This window comes from Ensifer aridi (assembly GCF_002078505.1).
GTDB classification, from domain to species: Bacteria; Pseudomonadota; Alphaproteobacteria; order Rhizobiales; family Rhizobiaceae; genus Sinorhizobium; species Sinorhizobium aridi.
In genome coordinates this window covers 994-24,465 of sequence record NZ_LUAV01000036.1, presented here as the reverse complement: position 1 = coordinate 24,465, position 23,472 = coordinate 994, and the positions used below count along the sequence as shown (strand labels likewise).

Annotated in this window: 21 protein-coding genes and 6 pseudogenes; 13 read left to right on the top strand and 14 right to left on the bottom strand. The window is 59.0% G+C overall.

The features are described from left to right. The first annotated feature begins 265 nt into the window (after positions 1-265). The gene (locus AYK65_RS32175; protein WP_139793366.1) at positions 266-763 is read left to right on the top strand and encodes a hypothetical protein; all 498 of its coding nucleotides are present in this window, start codon (positions 266-268) and stop codon (positions 761-763) included. Positions 764-1,038: 275 nt separating this feature from the next. Beyond that, positions 1,039-1,524, top strand: a complete 486-nt coding sequence (locus tag AYK65_RS27720; protein ID WP_139793365.1) for a hypothetical protein — start codon at positions 1,039-1,041, stop codon at positions 1,522-1,524. Between the two features lie 27 nt (positions 1,525-1,551). Here the strand turns inward: AYK65_RS27720 and AYK65_RS27715 are convergent, their stop codons facing one another. From AYK65_RS27715 to AYK65_RS27700, 4 genes are all read right to left on the bottom strand, one after another. Next, the gene (locus AYK65_RS27715; protein WP_139793364.1) at positions 1,552-1,971 is read right to left on the bottom strand and encodes a hypothetical protein; all 420 of its coding nucleotides are present in this window, start codon (positions 1,969-1,971) and stop codon (positions 1,552-1,554) included. Between the two features lie 21 nt (positions 1,972-1,992). Next, on the bottom strand, positions 1,993-2,664 hold the full coding sequence (locus tag AYK65_RS27710) for a hypothetical protein (RefSeq protein ID WP_081162396.1): 672 nt from the start codon (positions 2,662-2,664) through the stop codon (positions 1,993-1,995). Continuing rightward, the gene (locus AYK65_RS27705; RefSeq protein ID WP_081162393.1) at positions 2,665-3,837 is read right to left on the bottom strand and encodes a phage tail tip lysozyme; all 1,173 of its coding nucleotides are present in this window, start codon (positions 3,835-3,837) and stop codon (positions 2,665-2,667) included. A 187-nt stretch (positions 3,838-4,024) separates the two neighbouring features. Next, a complete protein-coding gene (locus tag AYK65_RS27700) occupies positions 4,025-4,432 on the bottom strand; it encodes a recombinase family protein (RefSeq protein WP_081162391.1) in 408 nt (135 codons plus the stop codon). Positions 4,433-4,910: 478 nt separating this feature from the next. Here AYK65_RS27700 and AYK65_RS27695 point away from each other — a divergent pair, with 478 nt between their 5' ends. Then, positions 4,911-5,120 carry a hypothetical protein gene (locus AYK65_RS27695; RefSeq protein WP_081162388.1) on the top strand — a complete coding sequence of 70 codons (210 nt, stop codon included), beginning with the start codon at positions 4,911-4,913 and terminating at the stop codon, positions 5,118-5,120. Between the two features lie 3 nt (positions 5,121-5,123). Next, positions 5,124-5,702 (top strand): Fic/DOC family protein, encoded by a 579-nt coding sequence (locus AYK65_RS27690; protein WP_028002888.1) that lies wholly within the window; start codon positions 5,124-5,126, stop codon positions 5,700-5,702. Here AYK65_RS27690 and AYK65_RS27685 read toward each other — a convergent pair. Together AYK65_RS27685 and AYK65_RS27680 are read right to left on the bottom strand one after the other, a co-directional pair. Beyond that, complete coding sequence (locus AYK65_RS27685; protein ID WP_081162385.1) at positions 5,686-6,171, bottom strand: hypothetical protein; 486 nt, start codon at positions 6,169-6,171, stop codon at positions 5,686-5,688. The two genes, AYK65_RS27690 and AYK65_RS27685, sit on opposite strands and share 17 nt — an antisense overlap. A gap of 10 nt (positions 6,172-6,181) precedes the next feature. After that, complete coding sequence (locus AYK65_RS27680) at positions 6,182-7,153, bottom strand: TIR domain-containing protein (protein ID WP_081162383.1); 972 nt, start codon at positions 7,151-7,153, stop codon at positions 6,182-6,184. A 443-nt stretch (positions 7,154-7,596) separates the two neighbouring features. Here AYK65_RS27680 and AYK65_RS33390 point away from each other — a divergent pair, with 443 nt between their 5' ends. Both AYK65_RS33390 and AYK65_RS33385 read left to right on the top strand, forming a co-directional pair. Next, positions 7,597-7,839, top strand: a complete 243-nt coding sequence (locus tag AYK65_RS33390; RefSeq protein WP_244560127.1) for a hypothetical protein — start codon at positions 7,597-7,599, stop codon at positions 7,837-7,839. A gap of 111 nt (positions 7,840-7,950) precedes the next feature. Continuing rightward, positions 7,951-8,547, top strand: a pseudogene (locus tag AYK65_RS33385) (type IV secretory system conjugative DNA transfer family protein); the annotation flags it as partial. Positions 8,548-8,583: 36 nt separating this feature from the next. On the opposite strand, the pseudogene AYK65_RS27670 reads toward AYK65_RS33385, so the two are convergent. Beyond that, positions 8,584-8,857, bottom strand: a pseudogene (locus AYK65_RS27670) (hypothetical protein). A 1,053-nt stretch (positions 8,858-9,910) separates the two neighbouring features. Between AYK65_RS27670 and groES the strand changes: the two are divergent. The 4 genes and pseudogenes from groES to AYK65_RS27650 all read left to right on the top strand — a co-directional run bounded on the left by groES (position 9,911) and on the right by AYK65_RS27650 (position 13,680). After that, a complete protein-coding gene (gene groES, locus AYK65_RS27665) occupies positions 9,911-10,225 on the top strand; it encodes a co-chaperone GroES (protein ID WP_028002895.1) in 315 nt (104 codons plus the stop codon). Between the two features lie 55 nt (positions 10,226-10,280). After that, complete coding sequence (groL, locus tag AYK65_RS27660) at positions 10,281-11,909, top strand: chaperonin GroEL (protein WP_081162381.1); 1,629 nt, start codon at positions 10,281-10,283, stop codon at positions 11,907-11,909. Between the two features lie 301 nt (positions 11,910-12,210). After that, positions 12,211-12,393, top strand: a pseudogene (locus AYK65_RS33765) (cupin domain-containing protein); the annotation flags it as partial. A 37-nt stretch (positions 12,394-12,430) separates the two neighbouring features. After that, positions 12,431-13,680 (top strand): annotated as a pseudogene (locus AYK65_RS27650) (MFS transporter). On the opposite strand, the pseudogene AYK65_RS34045 reads toward AYK65_RS27650, so the two are convergent. The 3 genes and pseudogenes from AYK65_RS34045 to AYK65_RS27640 all read right to left on the bottom strand — a co-directional run. Next, positions 13,656-13,793, bottom strand: a pseudogene (locus AYK65_RS34045) (IS110 family transposase); the annotation flags it as partial. The pseudogenes AYK65_RS27650 and AYK65_RS34045 overlap by 25 nt on opposite strands. 209 nt (positions 13,794-14,002) lie before the next feature. Beyond that, positions 14,003-15,325: a type II toxin-antitoxin system HipA family toxin gene (locus AYK65_RS27645; protein ID WP_081162379.1), complete on the bottom strand. Its 1,323-nt coding sequence runs from the start codon at positions 15,323-15,325 to the stop codon at positions 14,003-14,005. Then, entirely contained in the window at positions 15,315-15,599 is a 285-nt protein-coding gene (locus AYK65_RS27640) for a helix-turn-helix transcriptional regulator (RefSeq protein ID WP_081162449.1), read from the bottom strand. The genes AYK65_RS27645 and AYK65_RS27640 overlap by 11 nt, the downstream gene beginning before the upstream one ends. Before the next feature lie 850 nt (positions 15,600-16,449). On the opposite strand from AYK65_RS27640, the gene AYK65_RS27630 reads away from it, so the two are divergent. Together AYK65_RS27630 and AYK65_RS32820 are read left to right on the top strand one after the other, a co-directional pair. Beyond that, the gene (locus AYK65_RS27630) at positions 16,450-17,556 is read left to right on the top strand and encodes a flavin monoamine oxidase family protein (RefSeq protein ID WP_081162446.1); all 1,107 of its coding nucleotides are present in this window, start codon (positions 16,450-16,452) and stop codon (positions 17,554-17,556) included. A gap of 11 nt (positions 17,557-17,567) precedes the next feature. After that, positions 17,568-17,861, top strand: a complete 294-nt coding sequence (locus AYK65_RS32820) for a hypothetical protein (protein ID WP_081162375.1) — start codon at positions 17,568-17,570, stop codon at positions 17,859-17,861. A gap of 222 nt (positions 17,862-18,083) precedes the next feature. Here the strand turns inward: AYK65_RS32820 and AYK65_RS27620 are convergent, their stop codons facing one another. The 3 genes and pseudogenes from AYK65_RS27620 to AYK65_RS27610 all read right to left on the bottom strand — a co-directional run bounded on the left by AYK65_RS27620 (position 18,084) and on the right by AYK65_RS27610 (position 20,148). Continuing rightward, positions 18,084-18,983 carry a LysR family transcriptional regulator gene (locus AYK65_RS27620; RefSeq protein WP_081162372.1) on the bottom strand — a complete coding sequence of 300 codons (900 nt, stop codon included), beginning with the start codon at positions 18,981-18,983 and terminating at the stop codon, positions 18,084-18,086. A gap of 283 nt (positions 18,984-19,266) precedes the next feature. After that, positions 19,267-19,750, bottom strand: a pseudogene (locus AYK65_RS27615) (RES family NAD+ phosphorylase). Next, positions 19,747-20,148, bottom strand: a complete 402-nt coding sequence (locus tag AYK65_RS27610; protein WP_081162370.1) for an antitoxin Xre/MbcA/ParS toxin-binding domain-containing protein — start codon at positions 20,146-20,148, stop codon at positions 19,747-19,749. The pseudogene AYK65_RS27615 and the gene AYK65_RS27610 overlap by 4 nt, the downstream one beginning before the upstream one ends. 764 nt (positions 20,149-20,912) lie before the next feature. Here AYK65_RS27610 and AYK65_RS27605 point away from each other — a divergent pair. Next, positions 20,913-21,794, top strand: a complete 882-nt coding sequence (locus tag AYK65_RS27605; protein WP_081162367.1) for a DMT family transporter — start codon at positions 20,913-20,915, stop codon at positions 21,792-21,794. Between the two features lie 561 nt (positions 21,795-22,355). On the opposite strand, the gene AYK65_RS33570 is transcribed toward AYK65_RS27605, so the two are convergent. Then, positions 22,356-23,472, bottom strand: a 1,117-nt coding sequence (locus AYK65_RS33570) for a thioesterase domain-containing protein (protein WP_275531697.1), incomplete at its 5' end; no start/stop codon positions are given.

The window sequence follows — 23,472 nt, the reverse complement described above, 5'->3', positions numbered from 1 at the left end:
CTCAACCGTTGCTAGTATGTGGCAATCTGGAAAAGCACCGAACTTAGACAGAGGACTCTCCACAACGCCAAAAAGTGTCAACGAATCTGCCGATATCATCCGCGAAGAACGCGACGAGAAGAGACACAGCGCCGTTGGCTAGTTTGCCATGATGCTGATGACGATTTTGTCACCGACTGCCAGATGCAGGTAACTTCAGCCACAAACGCCTTGACGCTGTCCCACGACATGCGAATGTACGACCTAGAGTCGCCCGGAGGGTGTAATGCAGTTCAGAGACGTACCTTGGAAGAGAAATCTCAGGAAAGTGCCTGAGGAAATAATTTCAAAGATTCAGCAGCTTACTACGGATGCCTTCATAGTTGGTACGGTAAAGACACTTTCAGCCGCGGATGTAGCCGGCCGGTTCAGCCATCTAGCTCCACCTAGCGAATTGGATGAACCATCGGAGCTACTGCCTCCCAGAGATATGGGAATGTATTCCACGCGCAATGTTGATGGCTGGGAGGTAAAGCGCACCGATCTCCCGAAGATCAAGAAGACATTTTACTGGGAAACACCGAACTTCGGCGACGCAGCCACGTACGGAACGCATCTGCATTTTCATGAGAGGGAAGTTTATCGTCGCGAATTCCACGAGCCTCGATTTTATAAGATTTCGACCAAGCTCCTGAAGATGGCGACCGGCGCTGGCGGCGGCGGGATTTACCAGGTCGCGATCAACCAGCCTCTTCTTCGCACCCAGAACGGCCGTTGTCTTTGAGAACATGGAATACGGAAACTCCCTCTATGTCCTCTATGATAATTGGCAGGAGGTTTCTAAGAGGTCGCGCCTGGACCTTATCCGGGGTACTGACGCTGAATACGACCGGCTACCTCATACATATGGGTGGGAACAGGCTTTCGGCAAGATTATGCGCCGGGAGAAGAAAAAGCGCGGGCTGGTTTAAGCAGCCCTCGTGTGAATGCCGTGAACGTTGGGCGTACCCGTCTATACACACCTCAATCACATTGCACCATTTCGAGGGGAATCGTTTTATGCGTGCATCGCTGTGCCTTATGCTCATCCCTCTAGCCATGACCTCCTGCGCCGGAGTGCAGGTCAAGCGCGTTACATCCCACAATCAGCAAGGCATCCGGTATTGGCGGCCTGCACCCTACCTAGCTCTTGTCGAAACCAGGACGGAAAAGACTGTCACATGCGATGTGAGGCCATTCTATCTGCCCGACAAAACAGAGGAATATGCCATAACGATTTCTGCCGGTATGGGCGCAGTCAAGGCAACACCCACCCTCAATGATGGCTGGAACCTCACCAGCCTCAGCACCGATGTAGACAGCAAAGCCAATGAGAACATCACAGCGATCACAGGCTTGCTAAAGGAAACCTTGGCAGCCACGCGCGGATTTACCAGCGACAATGGGGCTCCAGCGCCCATGAAGTGCCAAGGCGTCTTCAAGGTCGAATATGACCCACCAGGCAACTTCGCAGGCTTTAGGAAAGTAAACTTGGCCATCAACTGACGGTAGGCTGCGTCCTAAGATGGCATTTCAGAGCGGCATCCTATAGCTTGGGACCTCGGCAAAGCGGGTGCCAGCCGCATTCGCTTTGTCGAAAATGGGAAGCAGCTCACCGCTACTCAGATCAACAATCCGGTAGGCACCATTGGAGTTGATGTAGATGTGGTGCCCAATCAGCCGAAGAGCCGTGCCTCCGTCTCCATAGGGACGGGAGCTGGAAGCATGCAACGCAGGAATCGTCCAGAACGTTCCGGAGCTATCGACAGCGTCCACCTGCTGCAGGACATCCGAGATGGTGTCCCAGGCTTCTTGTTGGGATCTCGCGGGAGCACTCTGCTGCAGACTTTGCAATACACGCTCCAACTGTCCTTGCCTTTGTTTTGGTTGTTTCATATCCCCCATCTCAACCTCTGCCGCGTTCGTAAACGGCAAAAACTCGGCTTCTGCCACTTTAAGATGGCCGTAACTCGGCTAAGAAAGGGGGCCAAACCACACCTCGAAATGATTCGGACGGATGCGAGTTGAGTTCTGGTAGGTCGCGCTAAGGTTCTTGAGCGCTGCGGGCACCTTGTTCGTTTTGAGGAATTCTAGCAGTCTGTTGCCCAGGAGATCACATTCTTCTTTCTTAAAGCAACGCACTTCAGTTTGTGTTTTCGGTGCGTCGATAAACTGGATTCCGGGAACAATAACTGGTTGTGAACTGAACGAAGGCCCCGAGTCCTCCAGGAGTGTCTCGATTTCCTTTGCTTTGGCCCGGTCGACTTCTCGGCTAATGTGGAAATACACACGGATGGGCAGAGCGTCGAGAGCCTGCGTAACCTGCTTTGCAACTGCCTCATTTCTTTGTGCAAGAGAATCGGCACCCACATTTGCGGTTTCGCGGAGATTGGCATTGTTGCCGACATTTGCTGAAGCAACAATCGAAGCGTAAAGCTCCGGCGGGATACGCTCCAACTCGGCATACTTGCCCGCCAGGACAACACCAGCCGTGGCAGTACGAGGTTCGCTGGCAAATGCCAGCTCGACGACTAGCTTCACATCCTCATTTTGTTGCTTAAACGCACTAAACTGGTAGCTGACATAAGCAGCAATCGCAGCAAGGGCGAGCTTGAAAAGAACATCGGCGCCAGACACGATACCCATTTACGCCCCCCGGTAGGCTTTCATCGCCCGTTTTGCCCAAATCAGACGATTGGACAGATGAGGAACACCGGGCCGCTCAAAACTTTCCATGAAAATCTTTGTTGCCTCTTCCAAGTTGCCAGCCTTCTTGAGAGAAACCAGAGCGTTCTTCTCGGAAGAGTTCAGCTCATGAGCCAAGAAGCCGTAGTTGGCTTCGTCTGAGTCGAAAGCAAATTTTCGCTCTGATGCCCATGCTTCAAATGCCCTGCGACGCGGCCCTGTCCACTGGCACCAGCCCCAACCACCGTTTGGCGCCGGTACTCCGATTTCCTGAAAATGGCGAAAACCATCGCATTCGTGGCCGACGTTACCCAACACTCCGCAAGCCTGAAAATCCGTGATCGCAAAATCCGCCATAAGCTGCTCGATGATGCCTGCAGCCTTACGATCGAAGAGCTCACCCAGACCTGAAGCGGTTGCAGCACCTCTTTCCCCTGCCCTCGCTGCAGTTTCTCGTGCATGACCCCCTTCGGCCGATCCAGACGGACCTCGGCCTTCTTCCCTCTGAACCGCTCGCTCAGCCAGTATTGCTGTATTCACGTCCTTTTGTTTCGATCCCGCAGATGAACCGAAATGAAAACCGATCACAGTGGCAAAGGCCGTGGAAAGTGCGCCGAGGGCAATGTTGAAGACTTGGTTGTCCTTTGTCTCAGCGGGAGGGCTGAACAGCAGCAGATATACGATCGCCAGGAAGCCAAATGTGATTACAACCGAAAGCGCCGGATTGACCCAAGCAACAGCGCTACCCGAACGCGCGATGTCACTATAGAAGGCCCTGGCAGCCTGGATGCTCTGCATTTCCTCCCGAAAACGCGCCATGGAGTCTTCTCGCTCGCGTGCTGCTTCGGAAAACTTTTCCTTCAAGGTCTCAAGCTCGATACCGCGCTTCGCTTCCTCGGCTCGGTTCTGTTCCTTAGTCTCATTCAACGCAATGTCGGCAAGCTCCTTCTGGAGTTGCGCCTTCAACGCGGGATCAGCATCAACTTTAGCCTGCGCCGCCTTGTCATCGCTGGTCGCGGTCACCGTTTTGACGGCATTGGCTACCTTCTCGGAAAACGCCCCGGCTTTGTCTCCAGCAAGCAATCTGACGAGGTCAGGAACCAATGCAATCGCTATTCCAAGCAAGGGATTCATTCAAACGCCCTCAAAAAACCCCCGAAACTTGGGGCATATGTGCATTAAAACAATAAGTTGTCAAATGGGATGTACGCGTCTTTTGCGGGAAGCGAAACTTGAAGGAGACAACGACGGCACGGCTCGCCTCGCGTGACGGTGAAATAGACCTTTGTTAAAGTGGCGGAAGAGGATGGGTTGCAAAAAATCACCCTAAGTTCAGCCATTTGGGCATCCGCGATATCGTGCTCTCGCTTACTCCAAAAGCCGTTGCAATTTGCGAACATGGCTCACCTAGCGCCCGGCGGCCAGCAATCTCTTCCCTTTCACGCAGTCCAAGTTTGGGCTTCCGTCCGAATTTCACCGCGCGTTGACGCGCCAGCTCACGGCCATGCGCCGTGTTCTCTAGTATTCTCTTGCGAGGCCACCGGGCCGCCCAGCCGACGATGAACAGAATCAGGTCGGACATTTCAGACGTGGTGTCGATGAACGGCTCGTCCAGAAGCCTCATGCCGGCACCGGATGCCTTCACCGCATCGAGAATATTCAGCAGGTCCAACGGATCGCGGGCAACTCGGTCGGTCGTCGTCGCCAGCACAACATCGCCAGGCTCCAACTATCCAGCATCCGGCGTAATTCCACCGACATGGAAGATTTCGTGGGTGGGAGCCTTAGGTGTGTTGGTATTCGCCGAATGTCAGGGCTGATCACCACGGGGCGCGGGCAATGGCGTTCTCGGGAAACCGCTTGCGGCGGAAGGTCCATTGAGCGCGGCACGGATCAGCCCAGTTTGGCGACCAATCCGGCCAGCAGGGGTACGGGTATCGACCAGGGCGGGAAACACGGCGAGACCCATCCTAAGCTCCAGAAGAAATTCCATGACGGGTGAGAACTAGCCTTCGATCGACGATCGAGTGAGCCGCCGGCGACCGGCGGATTTCTCGGCAATTCACCTTCCCCTCAGGCAAGCGGTGTTCTGCGTCAGAAAGCACAGGAGCGAGGCGGAATACCGGCCAAGGCAGTTGGCAGGACCTGTTCCTGCGGCACGCCATAAAGAAGTAGGCAACCGTTCCGCGACGATGGTAAGGTGAGTCATGAAAAAAGATTTGAAAACAGCCCGCTCGGCCGTGACAGGCAAGTTCGTGACGCAGCCCATTGGCGGCAAGAAGGCCGCGAAATTCGCCCAGGTCGAAGGCTTGACGATGAATGCCGCGTCAAAGGCGCTTTCGGAGAAGCTGACCGCGAGCGGCCTCAAGGGTGACGCCTACCGTAGCGAGATCGTCAAGGCCTTTAAGAAGGGCTGACGGGTGGTCCGTTACAATGCCGTCGAAGATCCGCTGTGCTATCCCGGCACCCATGTGCTGCGCAACAGGGCGGATATTCAGGATCAGAACGAGCTGGATGAGTTCGAGCAACTAATGTTCGATTCCCGTGCGCGGGAAGCGCTTCCGGACGGCAATCTGGATTTCGCCCACTATCGCGCGTTACACCGACACTTCTTCCAGGACGTTTATGAATGGGCCGGGCAAACACGGACTATCCGCACCGGCAAGGGTGAGAACTGGTTTTGCTATCCGGAATATATTGAAGGGGAAGCCAATCGCCTATTTGCCGAACTGGCCGCTCGCGACCACCTTGCCAGGACGGAAAGCAAGGATGCCTTCGCCGAAGGCGCAAGCTGGTTTCTCGCGGAGATCAACGCGATTCATCCATTTCGCGAAGGCAACGGCCGCATCCAACTGGTCTTCCTGACGATGCTCACCCGCAATGCGGGGTACGAGCTCGACGAGAGCAAGCTGGAGCCGAAGCGGTTTCTGGACGCCATGATCCGGAGCTTCAGCGGCGACCTGGCGCCGTTGGGCGCCGAAATCAGGCGGATGATTTAGCGGCTTCACCCTCGTCGGATTTTTGCCAGAGCACCCGCTTCGTCGGTCCCTCCCCGATGGCGATCTGCCACTTCGTGAACCCCGCGCCAAGATCTCCGGCCGATGCCAGCTCGTCGTGAAGCGTAACGGCGGATGATCCGGTGAGGGAATGCTCGCTCTTTACCCGTATGGCAAGACGCGTATCGGTTCGGATAGCCGCGCCCAAGGGAGCCGAGGTTTGGCCCGGATCGAAGACACTGGTCTCGTCCACCTCTACACGGACACCCGGAATAATAAGGCCTCGCCAACTGTCGTTTGCCGTACTCGGAAAGTATCGGAAAGCGAACTCTCCTGAAAGAAAGACAGCCGCAGGCGCTTTGTCGACATGGCCGACCAGCATGGTCGCCTCGTATTTCGTTCGTGGCAGGATAAGGCTGAGAGGCGCGGCGCTCCCCAGCGTGCCGATCGTGAATTCATTCGGTGACAGCATATGCTTTCCCTTAATAGCGCGTCCCCTGAAGAGGGGCGATAAGGATCGCCCATAGCAGTTCGGCGGCCCCTTCTTGTGAAAGTTTCTGATCGCGATCCCGCCCAAACGACGCCATGCCCATACTTGTCAAGTAGAGCGTCTGATCGTCGGCCTCGACGTTCAGGGACTCATTCGAGCTATTGCTGCTGGTCGTCTCACCGTGAACGTAATTGATGCCTCGTCCCCACGTCTCCCCACCCAGATAGACGGTGCCCCGTGCCACATCCTTGCCGTCGCGGTAGATTGTGGCGAAGAACCTGTTCGCGTCAACCCGTCGGAAAACGCCCTCGAGACCGGCGTTTCGCTCGCCAAGCTCCTTAAGGGAGTTCTCGAAGAAACGGGCAATGTATTCGAACGTGTCGTGTTTGAACTGGTCCTTGTCCCTTTGAGTGAAGCTCTTCGCGAGCCGCAGATTGCTCGACCGCGGGCCGAGGGATTGAGGAGCTGGCGACGCCGCAGGCGCAGCAGCCGCAGCGGCCCGTGCAGGCGGAGCCGAGACCGTTCGGGTTACCCGCCCAGCTGCTTCGCGCACGGCCTTGGCGACTTGCAGGAAGGCCTCGTCGATATCGGGCCATTGCGTGATCGGTTTGCCGTCCCGAGGAACCGCATTCAGCTTTCCAAACGGCGCGTGGTGCCAGTCGCATGCCCGAAGAATGACGGGAATGACAATGGCTTCACCGCTGTGGTGGCGCTCCATCGCACGCTGCATTTCGATGTCGTAACAGTAATCCGAGGCTATGAAGTCGGCGCTGACGAGCAGCAGGATGATGTCGTCCGTATTGATGTGATCGTCAATCGCACGATGGATATCTTCGCCGGCGCCGATGCGGCGGTCGTGCCAGGTCTCAATCACGCCCTGTCGTTTGAGCATGGACAACTGCTTTTCGAGCTGATCCCTCAGCCCCTCATCTGCGTGCGAATATGAAAAAAAGACGGTCGGCATGTCTCCCCCTTTGCTGCGCGGACTATGGGACGCTTCGCATCTGCGTGACAAGATCTCTGTTTGTGTTTGTCCCGCTCCCCGTTCGGTCGCTTCAACACGCATTTACAGCTGACGCCTCCGGTTCCGGAGGCTGTGACCGGTTTGCGTCAGCCGTGGATACGGCTGTTGTCTTGTTCATGCCCACCGCGCGTGTTCACGCGTGAGCGGTGTTCATGGCAGCCTCGATGCATGGCGGTTCCGCCCTTATGCATTTGGCTTTCCTTGCGGTAGCGTTCACCGTGCGTTGAATCCCGTTGATTTTCTAGGCTTAGTTGCTATTCTCGCCATAGTTGAGCTGGGGCAAGAGTGTGACTAATAAGTTTGATCCGTTCGGTGATCTCGAACGCGATTTCTGAAGCGCGCTAAAATGGGGACAATGGGGTCTCAAGGCGGGACGACACCTGATGGCCCGCTCGGCGAGGCGTCGGGCCGAGAAACTCTACGGCACCGAGGTCGCCGATGCGGTCGAAGCGGCAGTCCGTGCCGGCCGCGATCCACGACCCATTATCGAGCGGACCAAGCGTGATCTTGCCGACCGCCGGGAGCGCGAGCGCCAGCTTATCGATCCGCCGCCGCTTTACGGCTCGGCCAAATGGCCGTCTTCGTCGGATCTCCAGCCATACCTTCGGAACAGGGATGCATTTTGACAGTCCACGGTCCCTCCTGCTTGGAACGTTCAGCGACGACGCCGAGGCCACCCCAGCCGGCTTTGTCCATTGGGATGGTGACGGTCATCTCCTGACCATCGCCCCGACACGATCGGGAAAGGGCAAAACCACGATCATACCAGCCTGCTGCGCTATCAGGGCAGCTGCGTTGTGTTGGACCCCAAGGGAGAGCTGTTCGAGGCCACCTCGCAACGGCGGAGCAGGTTGGGGCCGGTGTACTGGATCGCTCCCCTGGACGAAGGTTCAGGCAAGCCCGTCCATCGCTTTGATCCCGTCAGTCGGGTGCGCCGGGAGGCAGATGCGCGCTCCATCGCGCAGCAAATGTTCCCGCGTGATCCGAAGTCGCCGTCGTTTTTTGCCGAAGACGCGGTCGGCTTCATGACGGCGGTCATCATGTTCGTACGCTACAAGGCGCCGCCGCACCGCCGGACACTGGCAACTGTCTGCCAAATGGCATCCCTGAAGGGTGTCAATCTTCTTAAAATCGCCAGGGAGATGGAAGCCTTTCCGCCATCTGCCGACGCGGCGCGCGCCATTCTTGAGAAGGATGCGCAGCGTGGACTGAAGGTCCTGCAGGAGACCCTGAGCAGCAAGCTGTATGAATGGAAGGACCAAGACATCCAGCGCAGTGTCAGCGGGAATGATGTGAGCTTCGAAAGCCTGAAGGACAGGCCTGCCACGGTTTATATCGAGATCCCGTTCGCGAGCGGTTCGGCGACCTTCCTACCACCGATAATATCCGTAGACCGGTCGAGCACCGCGCTTACACTTGATCTCTTCCTTATACTCGTCATCGTCCCACTTGCGCTCGATCTTGCAGCGGCCGCGACGGTATTCTTCTTTGTAGGCTCTGCGCTCGTAGCGGGGTTCATCATAGGTAGCCGTAGGAATGCCAGCGCCCATGGCCGCTTTCGTCCTTCCAAGGATCGGCCACTGCATTCCCGGCGAGAACCGCGAACGCCATGCCGGCGGCGGCAGCTATGGCCATGAGTTTCATGGCTCGTCTCCTTCTTGCTTTAATCTTAACGTTCATTCCGCCGCTTAGTTTCGGAGATCGATCCCGAATGGGCACTGAAGAGCAAAGGGGTCGGGTGTTGTCAGCCCGGCTCTGTGCCGCAAGGTACCGGGAAGCGCCAAGCGCGCTTCCAGATGGTGAAGCCCCAGAGCGCTGTTACCTAGAAGAAACTATCGGGGCCTCGCTCTGGGGACCCATCACGGGACCGCGTCGGGCTTCCCGATCTGGACCCGCAATCTTCATCGGCGCGGGCGCCGCCGTGGTCGGTGTCTTCGCATCTTCTCCGAGGGATCGATGAACAGCACCAACACAACCGCTGCCGCCACAAGTATGTATCCCGGAATGCCTGTCTTTGCGCTCGCGAAAGCGGCAATCAACATGGCGGCTGCTATATAGATTGCCGTTGACCCGGGACCGGATGTGACGCCCCAAGCGAGATCGGAAATTCGATTTTTCCATCTACTTTCCAACATCGCCATAACTAATAACCCCGATAGAACTGGCTAGGACTGGGTGAGAAACAACAGTCCGTGCGTGTTTTCGATTACCTCCGATTGTGCGTCGGTAAAGCTATTTTGCAACCGGCTTCGGACCTTTGGCACCGGGCGCTGGACTAAAGTCCTACCCGCCCAATAAGGATCTGCGGGTGGACTACCCTCAATTGACGGTTGCTTGCCAATGGCGCCGCCGTCACGGGAAGATGCCTGTGCTTCACCCTCCAAGCTTGGAGTTGGTGCGATGAGCCCTATCCGTGACGATTGGTCCAAAATAATCTCCCGGGGGAGTCTAGAGCGTCGCGTCAAGAGGTGGAGCCGAGACCATTAGATCAGAGATCGGCCCAAATCGTGGCGCCAAATCATGGCTTTAGCACTCCATGTGGTGGAGTGCTAAAAAATTTTGTCGCCCTCTTGAAACTCGAAACGCCAGAAACCAGATCGATTGGCGCGGTGCCAAAACATCGTGCGGGCGTCGGATTCGCATCGGATGCGGCGCCGAGGATCCTCTAAAAATCTGTTTGTCGACGAGGAGAGCAACATGACATTCCGTCCCTTACATGACCGCATCCTGGTGCGCCGCATTGAAGCCGAGGAAAAGACGGCCGGGGGCATCATCATACCCGACACGGCGAAGGAAAAGCCGCAGGAAGGCGAGGTCATCGCCGTTGGCCCGGGCGCGCGCGATGACAGCGGCAAGCTCGTCGAGCTCGACGTCAAAGCCGGCGACCGCATTCTGTTCGGCAAATGGGCCGGCACAGAAATCAAGCTCAATGGTGAGGAGCTTCTGATCATGAAGGAATCCGATGTGATGGGCGTGATCGAGATCGACGCCGCAGCGAGAAACGCAGCCTAGTGCCGATCCGGACCCATGCCAGACAAGAAATTCTGACCCAGGAAGGAATACAATAATGGCTGCCAAGGAAGTGAGATTCCATACCGAAGCCCGCGAGAAGATGCTGCGCGGCGTCGACATTCTCGCCAATGCGGTGAAGGTGACGTTGGGCCCAAAGGGTCGCAACGTGGTACTCGACAAGTCGTTCGGCGCTCCGCGGATCACGAAGGACGGCGTCACTGTCGCCAAGGAGATCGAGCTCGAGGACAAGTTCGAGAACATGGGCGCCCAGATGGTGCGCGAAGTGGCGTCGAAGACCAGTGACATCGCCGGTGACGGCACCACCACGGCAACGGTTCTCGCGCAGGCGATCGTCAGGGAAGGAGCGAAAGCGGTCGCCTCCGGCATGAACCCAATGGACCTCAAGCGTGGCGTCGACAAGGCGGTGGACGCGGTGGTCGAGGAGCTGCGGAGGAACGCCCGCAAAGTCACCAAAAACGATGAGATCGCCCAGGTCGGCACCATCTCGGCCAATGGTGACACGGAGGTTGGCCGCTTCCTGGCAGAGGCGATGGAAAGGGTCGGCAATGAAGGCGTGATCACGGTCGAGGAAGCTAAGACCGCGGTCACGGAGCTCGAGGTCGTGGAAGGCATGCAGTTCGACCGCGGTTACCTCTCGCCTTATTTCGTGACCAATCCTGACAAGATGCGCGTCGAGCTGGAGGAGCCCTATGTGCTCATCCACGAGAAGAAGCTGTCCAATCTGCAGGCGCTGCTTCCAGTTCTCGAACTGGTTGTTCAATCCGGCAAACCGCTGCTGATTATCGCCGAGGACGTCGAGGGTGAAGCGCTCGCCACGCTCGTCGTCAACAAGCTGCGTGGCGGCCTGAAGGTGGCTGCCGTGAAAGCTCCTGGTTTTGGCGACCGCCGTAAGGCGATCCTCGAAGACATCGCCATCCTGACGGGAGGCACGGCAATTTCCGAGGACCTCGGAATCAAGCTTGAGAACGTCACGCTCGAGATGCTCGGCCGCGCCAAGAAGGTGGTTGTCGAAAAGGAAAATACGACCATTGTCGACGGCGCTGGTTCGAAGACGGAAATTCAGGGCCGCGTCGCCCAGATCAAGGCGCAGATCGAGGAGACCACCTCGGACTATGATCGCGAGAAGCTGCAGGAGCGTCTCGCCAAGCTCGCAGGCGGTGTTGCGGTGATCCGCGTCGGTGGCTCGACCGAGGTCGAAGTCAAGGAACGCAAGGACCGCGTCGATGACGCGATGCATGCAACGCGGGCGGCTGTCGAGGAGGGCGTGCTGCCTGGCGGTGGCGTCGCTTTCCTGCGAGCCGTCACGGCTCTGGACAGCGTTGAGACCGAGAACCCCGACCAGAGGCACGGCATCGAGATCGTTCGCCGTGCGATCGAAGCGCCAGTGCGCCAGATCGCCGAGAACGCGGGTGCCGAAGGTTCGATCATCGTCGGTAAGCTGCGCGAGAAGTCCGAATTTGGCTATGGCTGGAACGCCCAGACCAACGAGTTCGGTGACCTTTATGAGCAGGGCGTGATCGACCCGGTCAAGGTCGTCCGCACCGCGTTGCAGGACGCCGCCTCGATCGCCGGACTGCTGATTACCACCGAGGCAATGGTCGCCGAGAAGCCGAAGAAGGAAGCGCCGGTTCCACCGATGCCGCCCGGAGGCATGGACTTCTGACCGATGCGAACGGGGTCCGCGCCGACGGCGCGGACCCGCCTGGTAGAGTTGTGAACTGATGCTCGCCCCTTGCTGGGTAAGGCATTCGACATCGATTTGGAGCAAGTTGGCAGGAGCCCGAGACGTGGCTTCGGCGAGTCTGGACCCGAGGCCGCCAGTCCGCTCCGAAGGAGGATCTGAGTGGTCGGCCGCGGCCGCTTATGTTGTGTTCGCAAGGCGAAGGCGGCAGCTCGCTCAATGGAATGGCCGCTGCTGGCGTCTCTTGCACTCTCCTCAGTCTCGCTACCCTCGTCCAACTCATGGCCTCGAATTTCTCATTGTTGCCGGAGGGATGACGAATCACGGCGAACGGTTAGAGCCTCAGAGTTGGGGGCGCTTGCCTGCGGGTGAGTCGCTTGAAGCGATGACCGGACCGGAAGGCGCGCAGATCTGGATCAAGGACGCCCCACTCCAGCACCCCGACGTGCTGCAGATGCCGGCCTGATCAGACTGCATGTCCAGGAAGCTGAAAAGACGCTCGAATGGGGATTGTCGATCCGACGCTCCGCAACGGGACAGTTGTGCCGGAATCGCATGAAACCGCCGCGAGGAACATCTGGGTATTGACGGCGGCCCAGTCGCTCGGCGGAGCAAATTCCCCGATTATCATCTCGCTGGGCGGGCTCGTCGGTCAGCAACTGGCGTCCGATCCTCAAGCCGCCACCTTGTCAGCCTGCTGAACCTCGGACTTGCGGTGGGCACCCTGCCTGCTGCGGCCATGATGCGCCGCTTCGGCCGTCGGACCGGCTATGTCGTGGGTGCCACGCTCGGCGTCGCCGCCGGGCTCATCGCAACCACGGGAATAGTCCAGGCGAGCTTCCTCGTCTTCTGTATCGGCACCTTCCTTGCGGGCTTCTACACGGCTTACGTACAGAGCTACCGTTTCGCCGTGACGGACGGCCTTAAAGGAGCTGACCGCGACCGAGCCATTTCCCGCGTGATGGTGGGCGGCCTTATCGCGGCGATCATCGGCCCGCAACTGGTCATCTGGACGCGCGAGGCACTCCCCGCACACTCCTTCGCAGGGAGTTTCTTAAGCCAGGCAGCTCTTGCCGCGCTCGCGATCCCGATCCTGCTCAGCCTTCGCCGACCGCGGCTTTGTGCAAACAGTCATTCGGAGATCGTCGGCGGGCGGACGCTTTGGGAAATTCTTCGCTCGCCCCGTTACCTCCTGGCGGTCGCTACCGGCGTCGTCTCCTACGGGCTCATGACCTTCGTCATGACGGCCGCACCGATGGCGATGGTCGGACATGGCCACTCGGTCGACTCGGCCGCGCTCGGAATCCAGTGGCATGTGCTATCCATGTTCGGGCCGAGCTTTGTGACCGGTCGGCTGATGGCGCGCTTCGGCAAGGAGCGGGTTGCCGCAGTAGGACTTGTTCTGATCGGGGCATCGGCGCTTGTTGCGCTCGGCGGGTGGGACATCGCGCATTTCTGGGGCGCGCTGATCCTCTTGGGCGTCGGTTGGAATTTCGGCTTCATCGGCGCAACGGCCATGGTCGCAGACTGCCACTGCCCGGCCGAGCGCGGCAAGGCTCAGGGCGCGAATCACTTCCTGGTCTTTGGCACGGTTGCCTGCGCATCGTTCTTCGCCGGATCGCTCTTGCACAGTTCCGGGTGGACGACGGTCAACTGGCTGGTGCTGCCGGCTGTTGCCTTCATCCTTGTTCCGGTCGTTTGGCGGACGGCCGTTTTCCCGAGATCCAACATACCGTACCACAGGCTCTCATAGAACAAGACGGCGATTTTGCGGGCCGTGGCAGTGACCGCAGTGGCCTTGCCGACGCGTGCCAGCCGTCGATGGGATGCCCCCAACGCGGTCTGCGTGCGTGCGCCTAGCCGCAACCTCGGCAAGTCACGGAAGCACTGCGGCCGGGCTAACATATCGCCTGGTCCCGGAACGAGGCTGTGTGCGCCTGCAGGCAAACCGCCGGCGGTGCCACAAGGCAGAAGCAGCCCAATGACCCGGCCCCCGATGTCGCCCCGCCCTCTACGACTCACTCAACAAACGGGCCGCCATGCGGGTCTTTTGAGCTGCTAAGGCGCTGTCATCTCTAAGCGCCCCCGCTTGCGATCAGCGCCTCTCGTGCCGCGCGAAACGTGTTTTGCAGCGCTGTGTGACCAGTCAGCCCCTCAAGTGCGTACCTATTGAGAAACTGACGCCCGGCGAAGAGCTTGCGATCGACAGGGCTCAGTTCGCCTTCATCGCAGATCACTTGCCAGTGCTCGGCAATGCTCGTGAGCTGGTGTTCGATCAGTGTGGCGGCTTCCGCTTCTTTCAGGTGATAGTCCGGCGCGGCCGCGAGGCAGGTAGCGAGCGTACTGGCGCGGCCCTCGCCCTTGATGAGCATAGCTTGTGTGGCCTCGTTGCCAGTACGGCTCTGCGGGCAGATGTCATAGGCCGGCGTCAGACTCAGCATCTTGCCGTCCCAGAACGCTGCATGGTTGCGCGCATGGTCGTCAGTGTTGCCGCACAGCACATTGAAGCAGATCCGCCCGTAGAGTTCCCTGAGCGTGTCCTTGGGATCGGTGAAACGGTGGCGGATCAGCTCGGCTAGGTCCTCGTACGAGGCATAGCGGGCCATCATCTCATCAAGGCCCAGCATGGTGAGGGCTGAAACCATAGCGTGTCTCGTCCAGCCGTCCTTTGTGTGCGTGCGGTCGAAGCGCTCGATCAGGAGGACGTCCTTGTGGGCGGTGCGGGTCATGGAGACTGTTGCGGCGTTCAGGCCGCAAGCGGCTGCCAGCCTCATGGCGATGAATTCGGCCTTCACGACGCTGTATGTGTCGTTGCTGGCCGCGAACTTGGCGATGAACTTCTTCGTGCCGTCTTCGATCAGCGCCTTGGGGCGCGCGCCGCCTATCGAAGTGGCGTGATTGAGGGCCTGGTCGAGCGCGGGGGTCAAGGGAATGCCTTTTTCGATGAAAGCGGCTGCTTCGAGGAGCTCGTCGAGCGAGGCTTGCACGGCAAGGCGGGGGACGTACTCCGTGGCCGACGCCTGGAAGTCGAGGGCACCAATCCGGTCGGACCCTGACTGGAGCAGGAAGGTCAGTTCGCTGATCTCCGGCACGCCGGCAGCATCGGGCTTGTTGCGTGTCAACCTGTTGATAATGACGCGGCGACCCCAGGCATCGGGCGAGCCGTCGCGAATACAGCTCGCCATGGACAGGCCGTTGATGGGCGCGATGACGCCTTCCTTAAGGGGCAGTTCCGGCTCATAGATGGGGATGGCGTTCTCGCGGCGCCGGTAGCTGGCGCCGTAGGTGAAGAGCAGTCGCTCGCCATCCTGGTCGAGGCGGGCCGCCACCACCGGTTCCGTCCCGTCTGGCAGCCACATCCAGACAAAGGCCTCTGTAGCGTCCGCTCTAGAAGTCATCATCGACCTCCTTCACTGTGCGGCGGACACTCTTGGGCAGCAGGGTCAGTTTTTCATCGAGGCGGGCGTTGTGCATCTGCAGGCTGCGCTCGTCATAGTCGAACAGGCGCAGGCCGACCAGTGAGCAGACTTCGAAGACGGTGCCGATCTCGGGCCCCGGCGCACCCTTTTCGATACTGGACAGCGTTGTCCGGCTGATGCCAGCACGGTCGGCCAGCTCCTGGGCGGTAAGGCCGCGCTGGGCCCGGCCGACGCGGATCAGCTTGCCGAGCATCGCGAGCGCTTCGCGCGTGACTCTTGAATAGCTTCTCTGACGCGGCACGTTTGTCACCTATATTTGTTCATTATATTGGGCGTGAGCGAAGCTCGTGTCCAGAATTCTATTCATTTTACCATAAGGCTTTAAGAAGTCGAGATTTGGTCATTTGATTGGTCATAAAAGGGGCCTTGCGTCCATAATTACGAACAAACGGTCTTCCCAGGCACTTGGAAGGCCTGCCCCACAGGATTCACCAGGGTGGCCGACGTGGCCGTCACATCTCGCACGTCACGAGCGGGGCGAACTCGGAGGGCCACGGTAGTGACTTCAGCCTTGGATTTGCTCTGTGGCATCACGGCGCCCGCTAACATCGCGATCGGGGCGCGGGCGAGGGCCCATCTCGCTCGCAAGCTTCAGGAAGCCGTCGATATAGGATGTTGTCTCCTCGCCTCGGCGTATACCGAGGTTGATGCTCTTTTGGATGCCGGCTTTTCCGCGCCGCAGGGCCCGGATCGGCAGGCCGGCGGCATCCTCATTGAGCAGCCAGTTCGGGAGCACGGTCTGCCGATGTGCTGCGGATGCCGAACTGAAAATGCAGGGAAGCAGATTCCCCAGCCGCGCCCCCGCGGCGAGCCTCTTCGGACGCCCTCCAGGGGCCCCATCAGCTGTTATGAGCGTGGCTCATCGATCCATGAAGCAACGCCATTTCCGGTTTGAGTGAGGACATGATACGGCGCGCTACATGGATCAATGCCCGGCTGCGCAGCAATCATGCCAGCGTGTCTGGCTCCTCGGGCGCATTCTGAGCGGCGCGGCGCTGCGCGCCGGCCTCTCACATGGAATGGCTCCCTTGAAAGGCACGATCATGAATACGGATGTGGCGATTGTTGGTGGCGGATTGGCGGGCTTGAATGCCGCGCGACTCCTGCAGGCCGCGGGAATCGATTTCCTGCTGTTCGAGGCGCGGGCGACACTCGGCGGCCGCATCCAGACGGTGAACGAGAGAGGCCAACCGGAGGCGGACGGCTTCGACCTTGGTCCATCCTGGTTCTGGCCGCGGATGCAGCCTGCCATCGCCAATCTCGTGGCGGAACTCGAACTGCCGACCTTCCCCCAAAACAATGACGGCGACGTCGTTTTCGAGCGCATGTCACGGGAGTCGCCGAAACATTACCCTGGACTGGCCCAGGAGCCGGAAGCCATACGGCTTGTCGGAGGATCTGCGGCCCTGGTCCGGGCGATCGCGGAAAGCCTGGCGGAGGGACGGCTTCGCTGCGGCGCCGAAGTCACAGGCATGCGTCTCACTGAAGACGGCGTTGCACTGTTCGTGCGGCTTGCTGATGGACAAAAGGAGAGAGTGCACGCGCTCCATGCCATCGCGGCGGTGCCACCTCGCATCCTCAATGCAACGGTCCGGTTCGAGCCGGCTCTCGACTCCGCGACGGAGCAGCTTTGGAAGCAGACGCCGACCTGGATGGCGCCGCATGCGAAGTTCTTCGCCGTCTATGACCGTCCCTTCTGGCGGGAGGCAGGTTTCTCTGGCACTGCCCAGAGCATGGTCGGACCTCTCGCGGAAATCCACGATGCAACGACCTCCTCCGGCGAGGCAGCACTGTTCGGTTTCGTCGGCATGGGCGCGGAACAACGCAAGACGATCGGGGAGAAGGCGCTGACCGAAGGTTGCATTCAGCAGTTCGCCCGCCTTTTCGGGAAACAAGCGGCGCATCCGCGGGCAACGCTCTTCAAGGACTGGGCCGCCGACCCCTTGACCGCCACGCCCGCAGACTGGTTCTCGGCCGGCCATCCACGTGCCCCGGAAAGTGGCTGGGTTGCCGGGCCCTGGAAGGAGCGGCTCACCCTTGCCGGCAGCGAGGCCAGCCCAATCGAAGCCGGTTACCTGGCGGGCGCCGTCGAAGCCTCCGCAGCCGCGGTCGCCGACCTCATCCAGAAATTCGCAACGAACAAAGGCTGAAAGGAACCAGCATGGGGCTCGTCGAGCAGAGGTTCCACGACCGCATAACTGCGTCGGAACAACAGAAGGCGGCCTCGCCAAACGGCTGGGTTCTGACGGCAGCACAGTCGCTCGGTGGCGTCAGTTCTCCGATCATCATCTCGCTCGGCGGCCTCGTCAGCCAGCAACTGGCGTTCGATCCCGCCGCCGCAACCTTGCCGGTCAGTATGCTCAATCTGGCGCCGTTGGAACATTGCCGGCTGCGGTCATCATGCGGCGGTTCGGCCTACGCTCGGGCTATCGTCTGGGCGCCACGACTGGCATGACAGCAGGCCTAGTCGCGACGCCCGGCCTCGCTCGTTTGGCGGGCACCCAGCTTGCCGAAATCCAACTGACCGGGGAAACTTCTTGAGGAACGGCTTCGCTCACGCGGGGTACAACTGTGTCCAAATCTCCTCGAGCGTGCTTCCTGGAAAGGATCACATCAGCTCCGTCAGGCCCGGTTTTGCCCGGGGTATCAAATCCGCACTAGCCGACTAACCCTGCCATCAGGCCGCAGGCGAGCCTCCAATTTCGCTTGCAAGCTTCAGGAAACCGTCGATGTAGGAGATCGCCTCCTCGCCGCGACGCACGCCGAGATTGATGCTCTTCTGGATGCCCGCATCACCGAGACGCAGGGCCCGGATCGGCAGACCAGCGGCATCCTCATTGAGCAGCCAGTCCGGAAGCACGGTCACCCCCCTGCCCGCGCAGACGAGCTGCAGCATGAGATCGATGGTTTCGGCGGTGCGATGCTGACGCGGCCGGCAATGCGCGGGAACGAGAAACCGCGTGTAGATGTCCAGCCGCTCCAGAGTTACTGGCACGGTGATCAGTTCCTCGTCGATCAAGTCCTGGGGCTGCACGCTCGCGCGCTTGGCGAGAGGATGCGTTTCGTGCACCATCAGTACAAGCTCGTAATCGAAGGCAGGCGTGAAGATGAGGTCCGGCGCGTCGATGGGATCCGGTGTGATGAGCAGGTCGATTTCATAGCCCAGAAGCGCTTGAACGCCGTCGAAGCGGAAGGCAGTCCGGACATCGAAGTCGACGTCGGGCCATCGGTTCAAATAGGGTGTGGCAATGCGCGTCAGCCAGCGTTGACAGGGATGGCATTCCATGCCGACGCGCAACGTTCCCCGCCGACCAACAGCGAAGTCGTTCAGCACCCGCTCCGCGTGCTCCATCTGTGGCAAGACCCGTTCGGCAACACTGAGCAGGTACTCGCCAGTCTGCGTCAGTCGCAGGCCGCGGCCAGTTTTCATCCAGATCTTGATGCCATGCCGTTCCTCGAACTTGGCAACCATATGGCTTAGAGCAGACTGCGTGACGTTCAGTTTCTCGGCGGCCGCGGTGACGCTGCCGCGCCGGCTGACTTCCCTCAGGATTGCCAGATGCTGTCGGTCGATCATTATGACGGCTTCTCATGATTAGGTGAAATCCGCTCATAATTGGGCACGGCTAAGCTTTTCGTCAATCGGTGTCCCGAAGCCTCGGATCGACGAGAGGAACTTGCCGTGGCGAAGCTGGCGAGGTCGTCGGCCGCAAGAACAGCAACTCCATGAAATGTGCCTATGCCGAAAAACTGCTGGCGCCTTTCAAGAAGTCCCAGGCCGTTATCGATGCGCTTCATTCGGCAGTCGACCATGATTTTGGAAATGGCTGACCAGTTTGAGAAAGGCGCTGTCCGTCGGGTTACGGACCAAACAGGCGACGGTCCCAGTAAACCGGTTGATGCAGGCCCGCCGCGAGATGCGGAAACTGCGGATGCGCAGGATTGATCAGAATATTGTTTTCCGGTCTCGCGACGACGCTTGGGACGAGCAGGATGGTACTGCGCCTTTGCAGGCACCATTCCTCGCCAAAAGCCTTGCTGACGGTCGGGGGCATCGAATCCCAGCCCGGCAATGCCGGTTGCGACAGCACCTCATAGCTCGTTCCGCTTGGGATCGTGATTTCCACATAGTGCCGGTTCGGCGGCAGGCGTCCGCTGCCGTAGACCAGCGTTTCGAGCAGCGCGGTCGAGTAGTGCTCCGATGTGTAGATCAGCGGACTGCCGGGCGTATTCCATCGCCCCGGCGCAATTGTCGACCCCGTCGCCATCGATGATCGAATACGTTCCCGCTGGATCCCCTATTCGATAGCAGGTCAGCGTTCGATCGAGAATCTGCGCCGTCACGCAGCGCTGCCGTACTTGAGGGCGCTCAGAATATCGAGCACCATTTCGGCGCCAAACTCGCTCTGAATGACGACGTCGATCGGCAGCCTATCCTCGATCATCGGATGAGCGCGAAACAGAAAATCGCGCGCTTCGTTGGGATCTCGCCAAACCTCCAGCGCCGAGCTCCAGACACGGGCAATGCGTGCAAGCCGGGTCCCCTCCTCCGGCGACAGTATCTTTGCTCTCTTGCGCCGCTCATAGGTCGCCCGCGGCACCAAGCGATACTTGAATTGCGTGTCAGATGGGGGGAGGCGGTTCGTTTGCCTCGTTGATCCGTTGGCAGACCGTCCCGCACTGCGAGATCTGTCGATCCTCCACGAGATTAGGTGGTTTATCGACAAGCTTCGAGGCGTAATCGGTGGGTGACACTGGACTCACCGCTAAGTGATGCTGTCTCCATCTCAACATCGCGACTGCCGTCATCCGAATGCCGGTCGGCCATCCCGCCGCCCCTCAAGGACTTCAAAACTCATTCCAGGTCCGGCTGGCGGCCCTGAAACGCGTGACGTCCCGCGGCTTATCAGTCATTTAGCCGTGAGCAGAACCGGACGCTTGGGAATTGGGTTGTGTCGCGGGTTCGACAAAACAGCAAAGTGGGAGCCGTGGTCGTAGGCGGGTCGTTTCAGGCTCGGTGAGCTCGATCGCTATCCGACAATTCTGTCGCCTTTGCCGATTTGGCGACATGAGCCTTGTTCAACCAGCTTGTTTGGATGTTTGATTAAGTAGCTGAAAAGAAGCATGAAGCTCATTCTTTAGCGCCTTCGTCCAATTGGCATGAACTTTGAAAATCATCTGTTGAGAAACGGCTGGGCTGCTTGCCGGCAGACACGGCCAAACTCGATCTCGGCCAGCAATCGTTCCCTGGATCTGCGCGACCGAGAAGCATCCACAACCAGCGCGGACCAAAGGGGGAGATTTGGATGTCATTGGCACGGATGAGCAAGCGCGGCATTGGCCGCTCCAGAGCTGAACCCCTTTGTGGAGCATGGGGCCAGGATCGCCGTTTTGGATATAGATACTGATGCCACCCCGGTCGTATCGCCGCCAAGCTCATCAAATGTCTGGCTGCGCGCGGGCCTGAAGGTCACGAGGCAACTCAATCAACCAAGTAAGCTCCACCATGAACAATAAAGCGTCGGGCTATGTTTATGTCCTGTTGGCCGTGACACTTTTCGCTGCCCGGGATGGTTTTTCCAAGTTACTTGGTGAGAAGTATCCACCGGTCATGGTGACAATGATGCGGCTTTGGGCGTTTGCGCTGTTTGTGACGGTTCTTGCAGCATCCTCTCCAGTAGGGCTGCGTGGCGCCTTATTCACTCAACGTCCAATTCTGCAGACATTCCGAGGTTTTCTCCTGGTGAGCCAGATCGTTGTCGTCATCTTCGCCTTCACGACTGCTGGGCTGGCCATGAGTCAGGCGATACTTGGAGCAACACCTCTGGTAGTTACCATACTGTCGGTGCCAATACTCGGCGAAACGGTCGGTCGGCGTCGTGCCATTCCTGTGGTCATTGGCTTGCTTGGCGTTCTAGTGCTTCTAAACCCCGTTAACGCTCATTTCGATATGCGCCTGCTGTTTCCTATAGCTGCTAGTCTTATATATGCCGTGTATTCCATTGCCACCCGCGCGGTCAGCCAGGACGATTCCGCCGTGACAAGCGTCTTGTATGCAGGGATCCCGGGAGCCGTGGCCATAACGTTCGTCGGGCCGTTCTATTGGACACCTATACATATGGCCGACTGGCCCGCAATGACCGCGCTGTGTGTTTGCGGGGCACTTAGCCAATATTTTCTCATCAAGGCGTATGGACTGCTCAGTGCCGTTGAGGTTCAGCCCCTCACATACCTCCACCTCGTTTTGAGCGGCGCTATCGCGACGGTCTTTTTCGGTGAGACTGTGACGTGGAACATGCTAGCCGGCGCGATGATCGTGGTCGGCGCCGGTCTGTTTACTGTTTGGAGGGAATACTGGCTGGAAGTGCGACGAACGAAGTCGATTTGAAGGATGGCAAATTGTGCGCCTTCAATAACGCAGGTCTGAAACTGGTAACCTCTAAGCTCCATGCCTCCGCTAAGTGCATCCGGCAACAAGAAGGTTGGGCGGCAGTTTGAAATCTTCAGAACTCTGTCGGCGCTGACCGGGCCCGATGTTCCGGCCAAGCCTCCATATGACCTTATCTTAGACATGCCCCCGGGTCCCTGGCGCAGCGTCTTTGCATTTGCCTTAAACGGCGTCCCAAGGGGACAGGGCGTCTCGCACACCAGCCGTTATAGCCCGCTTTGCTCTCAGCAAGGCGGGTTTCGGAGTCCTGTTGCTGCTTCTGGAGCTGGGCGCATTGGTTTCGTTCCGCGTTGCGGCCGGCTGTCAGATGGTTTCGGCGCTGTACGGATCGCACGGGCGATTGCGGTCACCTTTCTTGTCTCTGTTATCCTCCTGGCCTTGCGCCTACACTGCCACTGGCGGGCCTCGCGCTTTCCCGGCGAAAGCAAGGAAAGTTCCCGCTGGGAGACGCCGGCTCGACGCGCCGCGATCGCTTGCGACTCCCTTCATGGCCAGCTGGCCTCATCGGGCCTGATTACTTGCAATTGCAGGCTTTGTTGGTGAGCGGTTTAAGGCAGTTGATAGCCATCGGGCCAGAACTCGGCGATTTTCCGGAACACTCATCATCGTCATGTGGCCGCCTGGGATCGGAGTGGCATGAACACGCGCCGCACCTATTATCTGTTCCCAACCCCGCATGGGCGAGCTTGCCTCTTGACCTTTCGCATTTTTTTCAGCTCGTGCACAGCGACTGACGACAGGCTCAGAGGCATAAAACTGATGTATTTCGATTGGCAGGTGTGGAATTTGATACGACTGCACCGCCCGTTGGAACCGTACGATTCTCTCATACATAGAAGCGTCAACTTGGAGTGTCTCATCGTCCACGGCTTCGAGAGCTTCCTGCACCGCTTCTCGTGCCACTTGGGGGGACTGTGCGTCTGATTGATTTACAGGTAGCGTAACATCAATGAAGCCCATGAATGACACGGCTTGATGGAGACTCAGGAGGCGCTCGGCAATTGCATAAGCCAGGATTGCGCCTGAAGAGTAACCAGCAAGGCGATACGGTCCTTGCCGCTGGATTTCTTTGATCGCCAGGATTACCTCCGCGGCTATTTTTTCAAGTGCCGGTGCACCACCTTCATCAAGAAACGGCCATGGCAATGCATAGACGGGACAATCCACGTCCATGTCCATTACCAACTTAGCTACATAGGAACAGTCACCCAAACCGGTAGGAACAAAGAAGAGCGGCGGCTGTAATCCCTTTGCGCGAACGCAGAGCGCCCCCAGCTTGTTGGCCTGTACCTCCAAATCAACCTTTGACGCCAGGTCCTTTAAAACAGGAGCTTGGAAGATATCGGCGGTGCTAAACTTCAGGCCAAGATGGAGCGCTTGACTGAGCAGCTGCACCGCCAGCAGCGAATGGCCGCCGAGTTCGAAGAAGTTGTCGTGACGGCCGACCCGCTCGACCCCGAGCAGCTCTGCCCAGATCGCCGCCAGCGCCGTCTCGATCGCGCCCTGCGGCGCTTCATAGGCTCGCCGCGCATAGGCATCGTCGTCGGGAGCCGGCAGCGCCTTGCGATCGAGCTTGCCGTTCGGCGTCAGCGGCAGCACATCCAGCCGCACGAAGGCC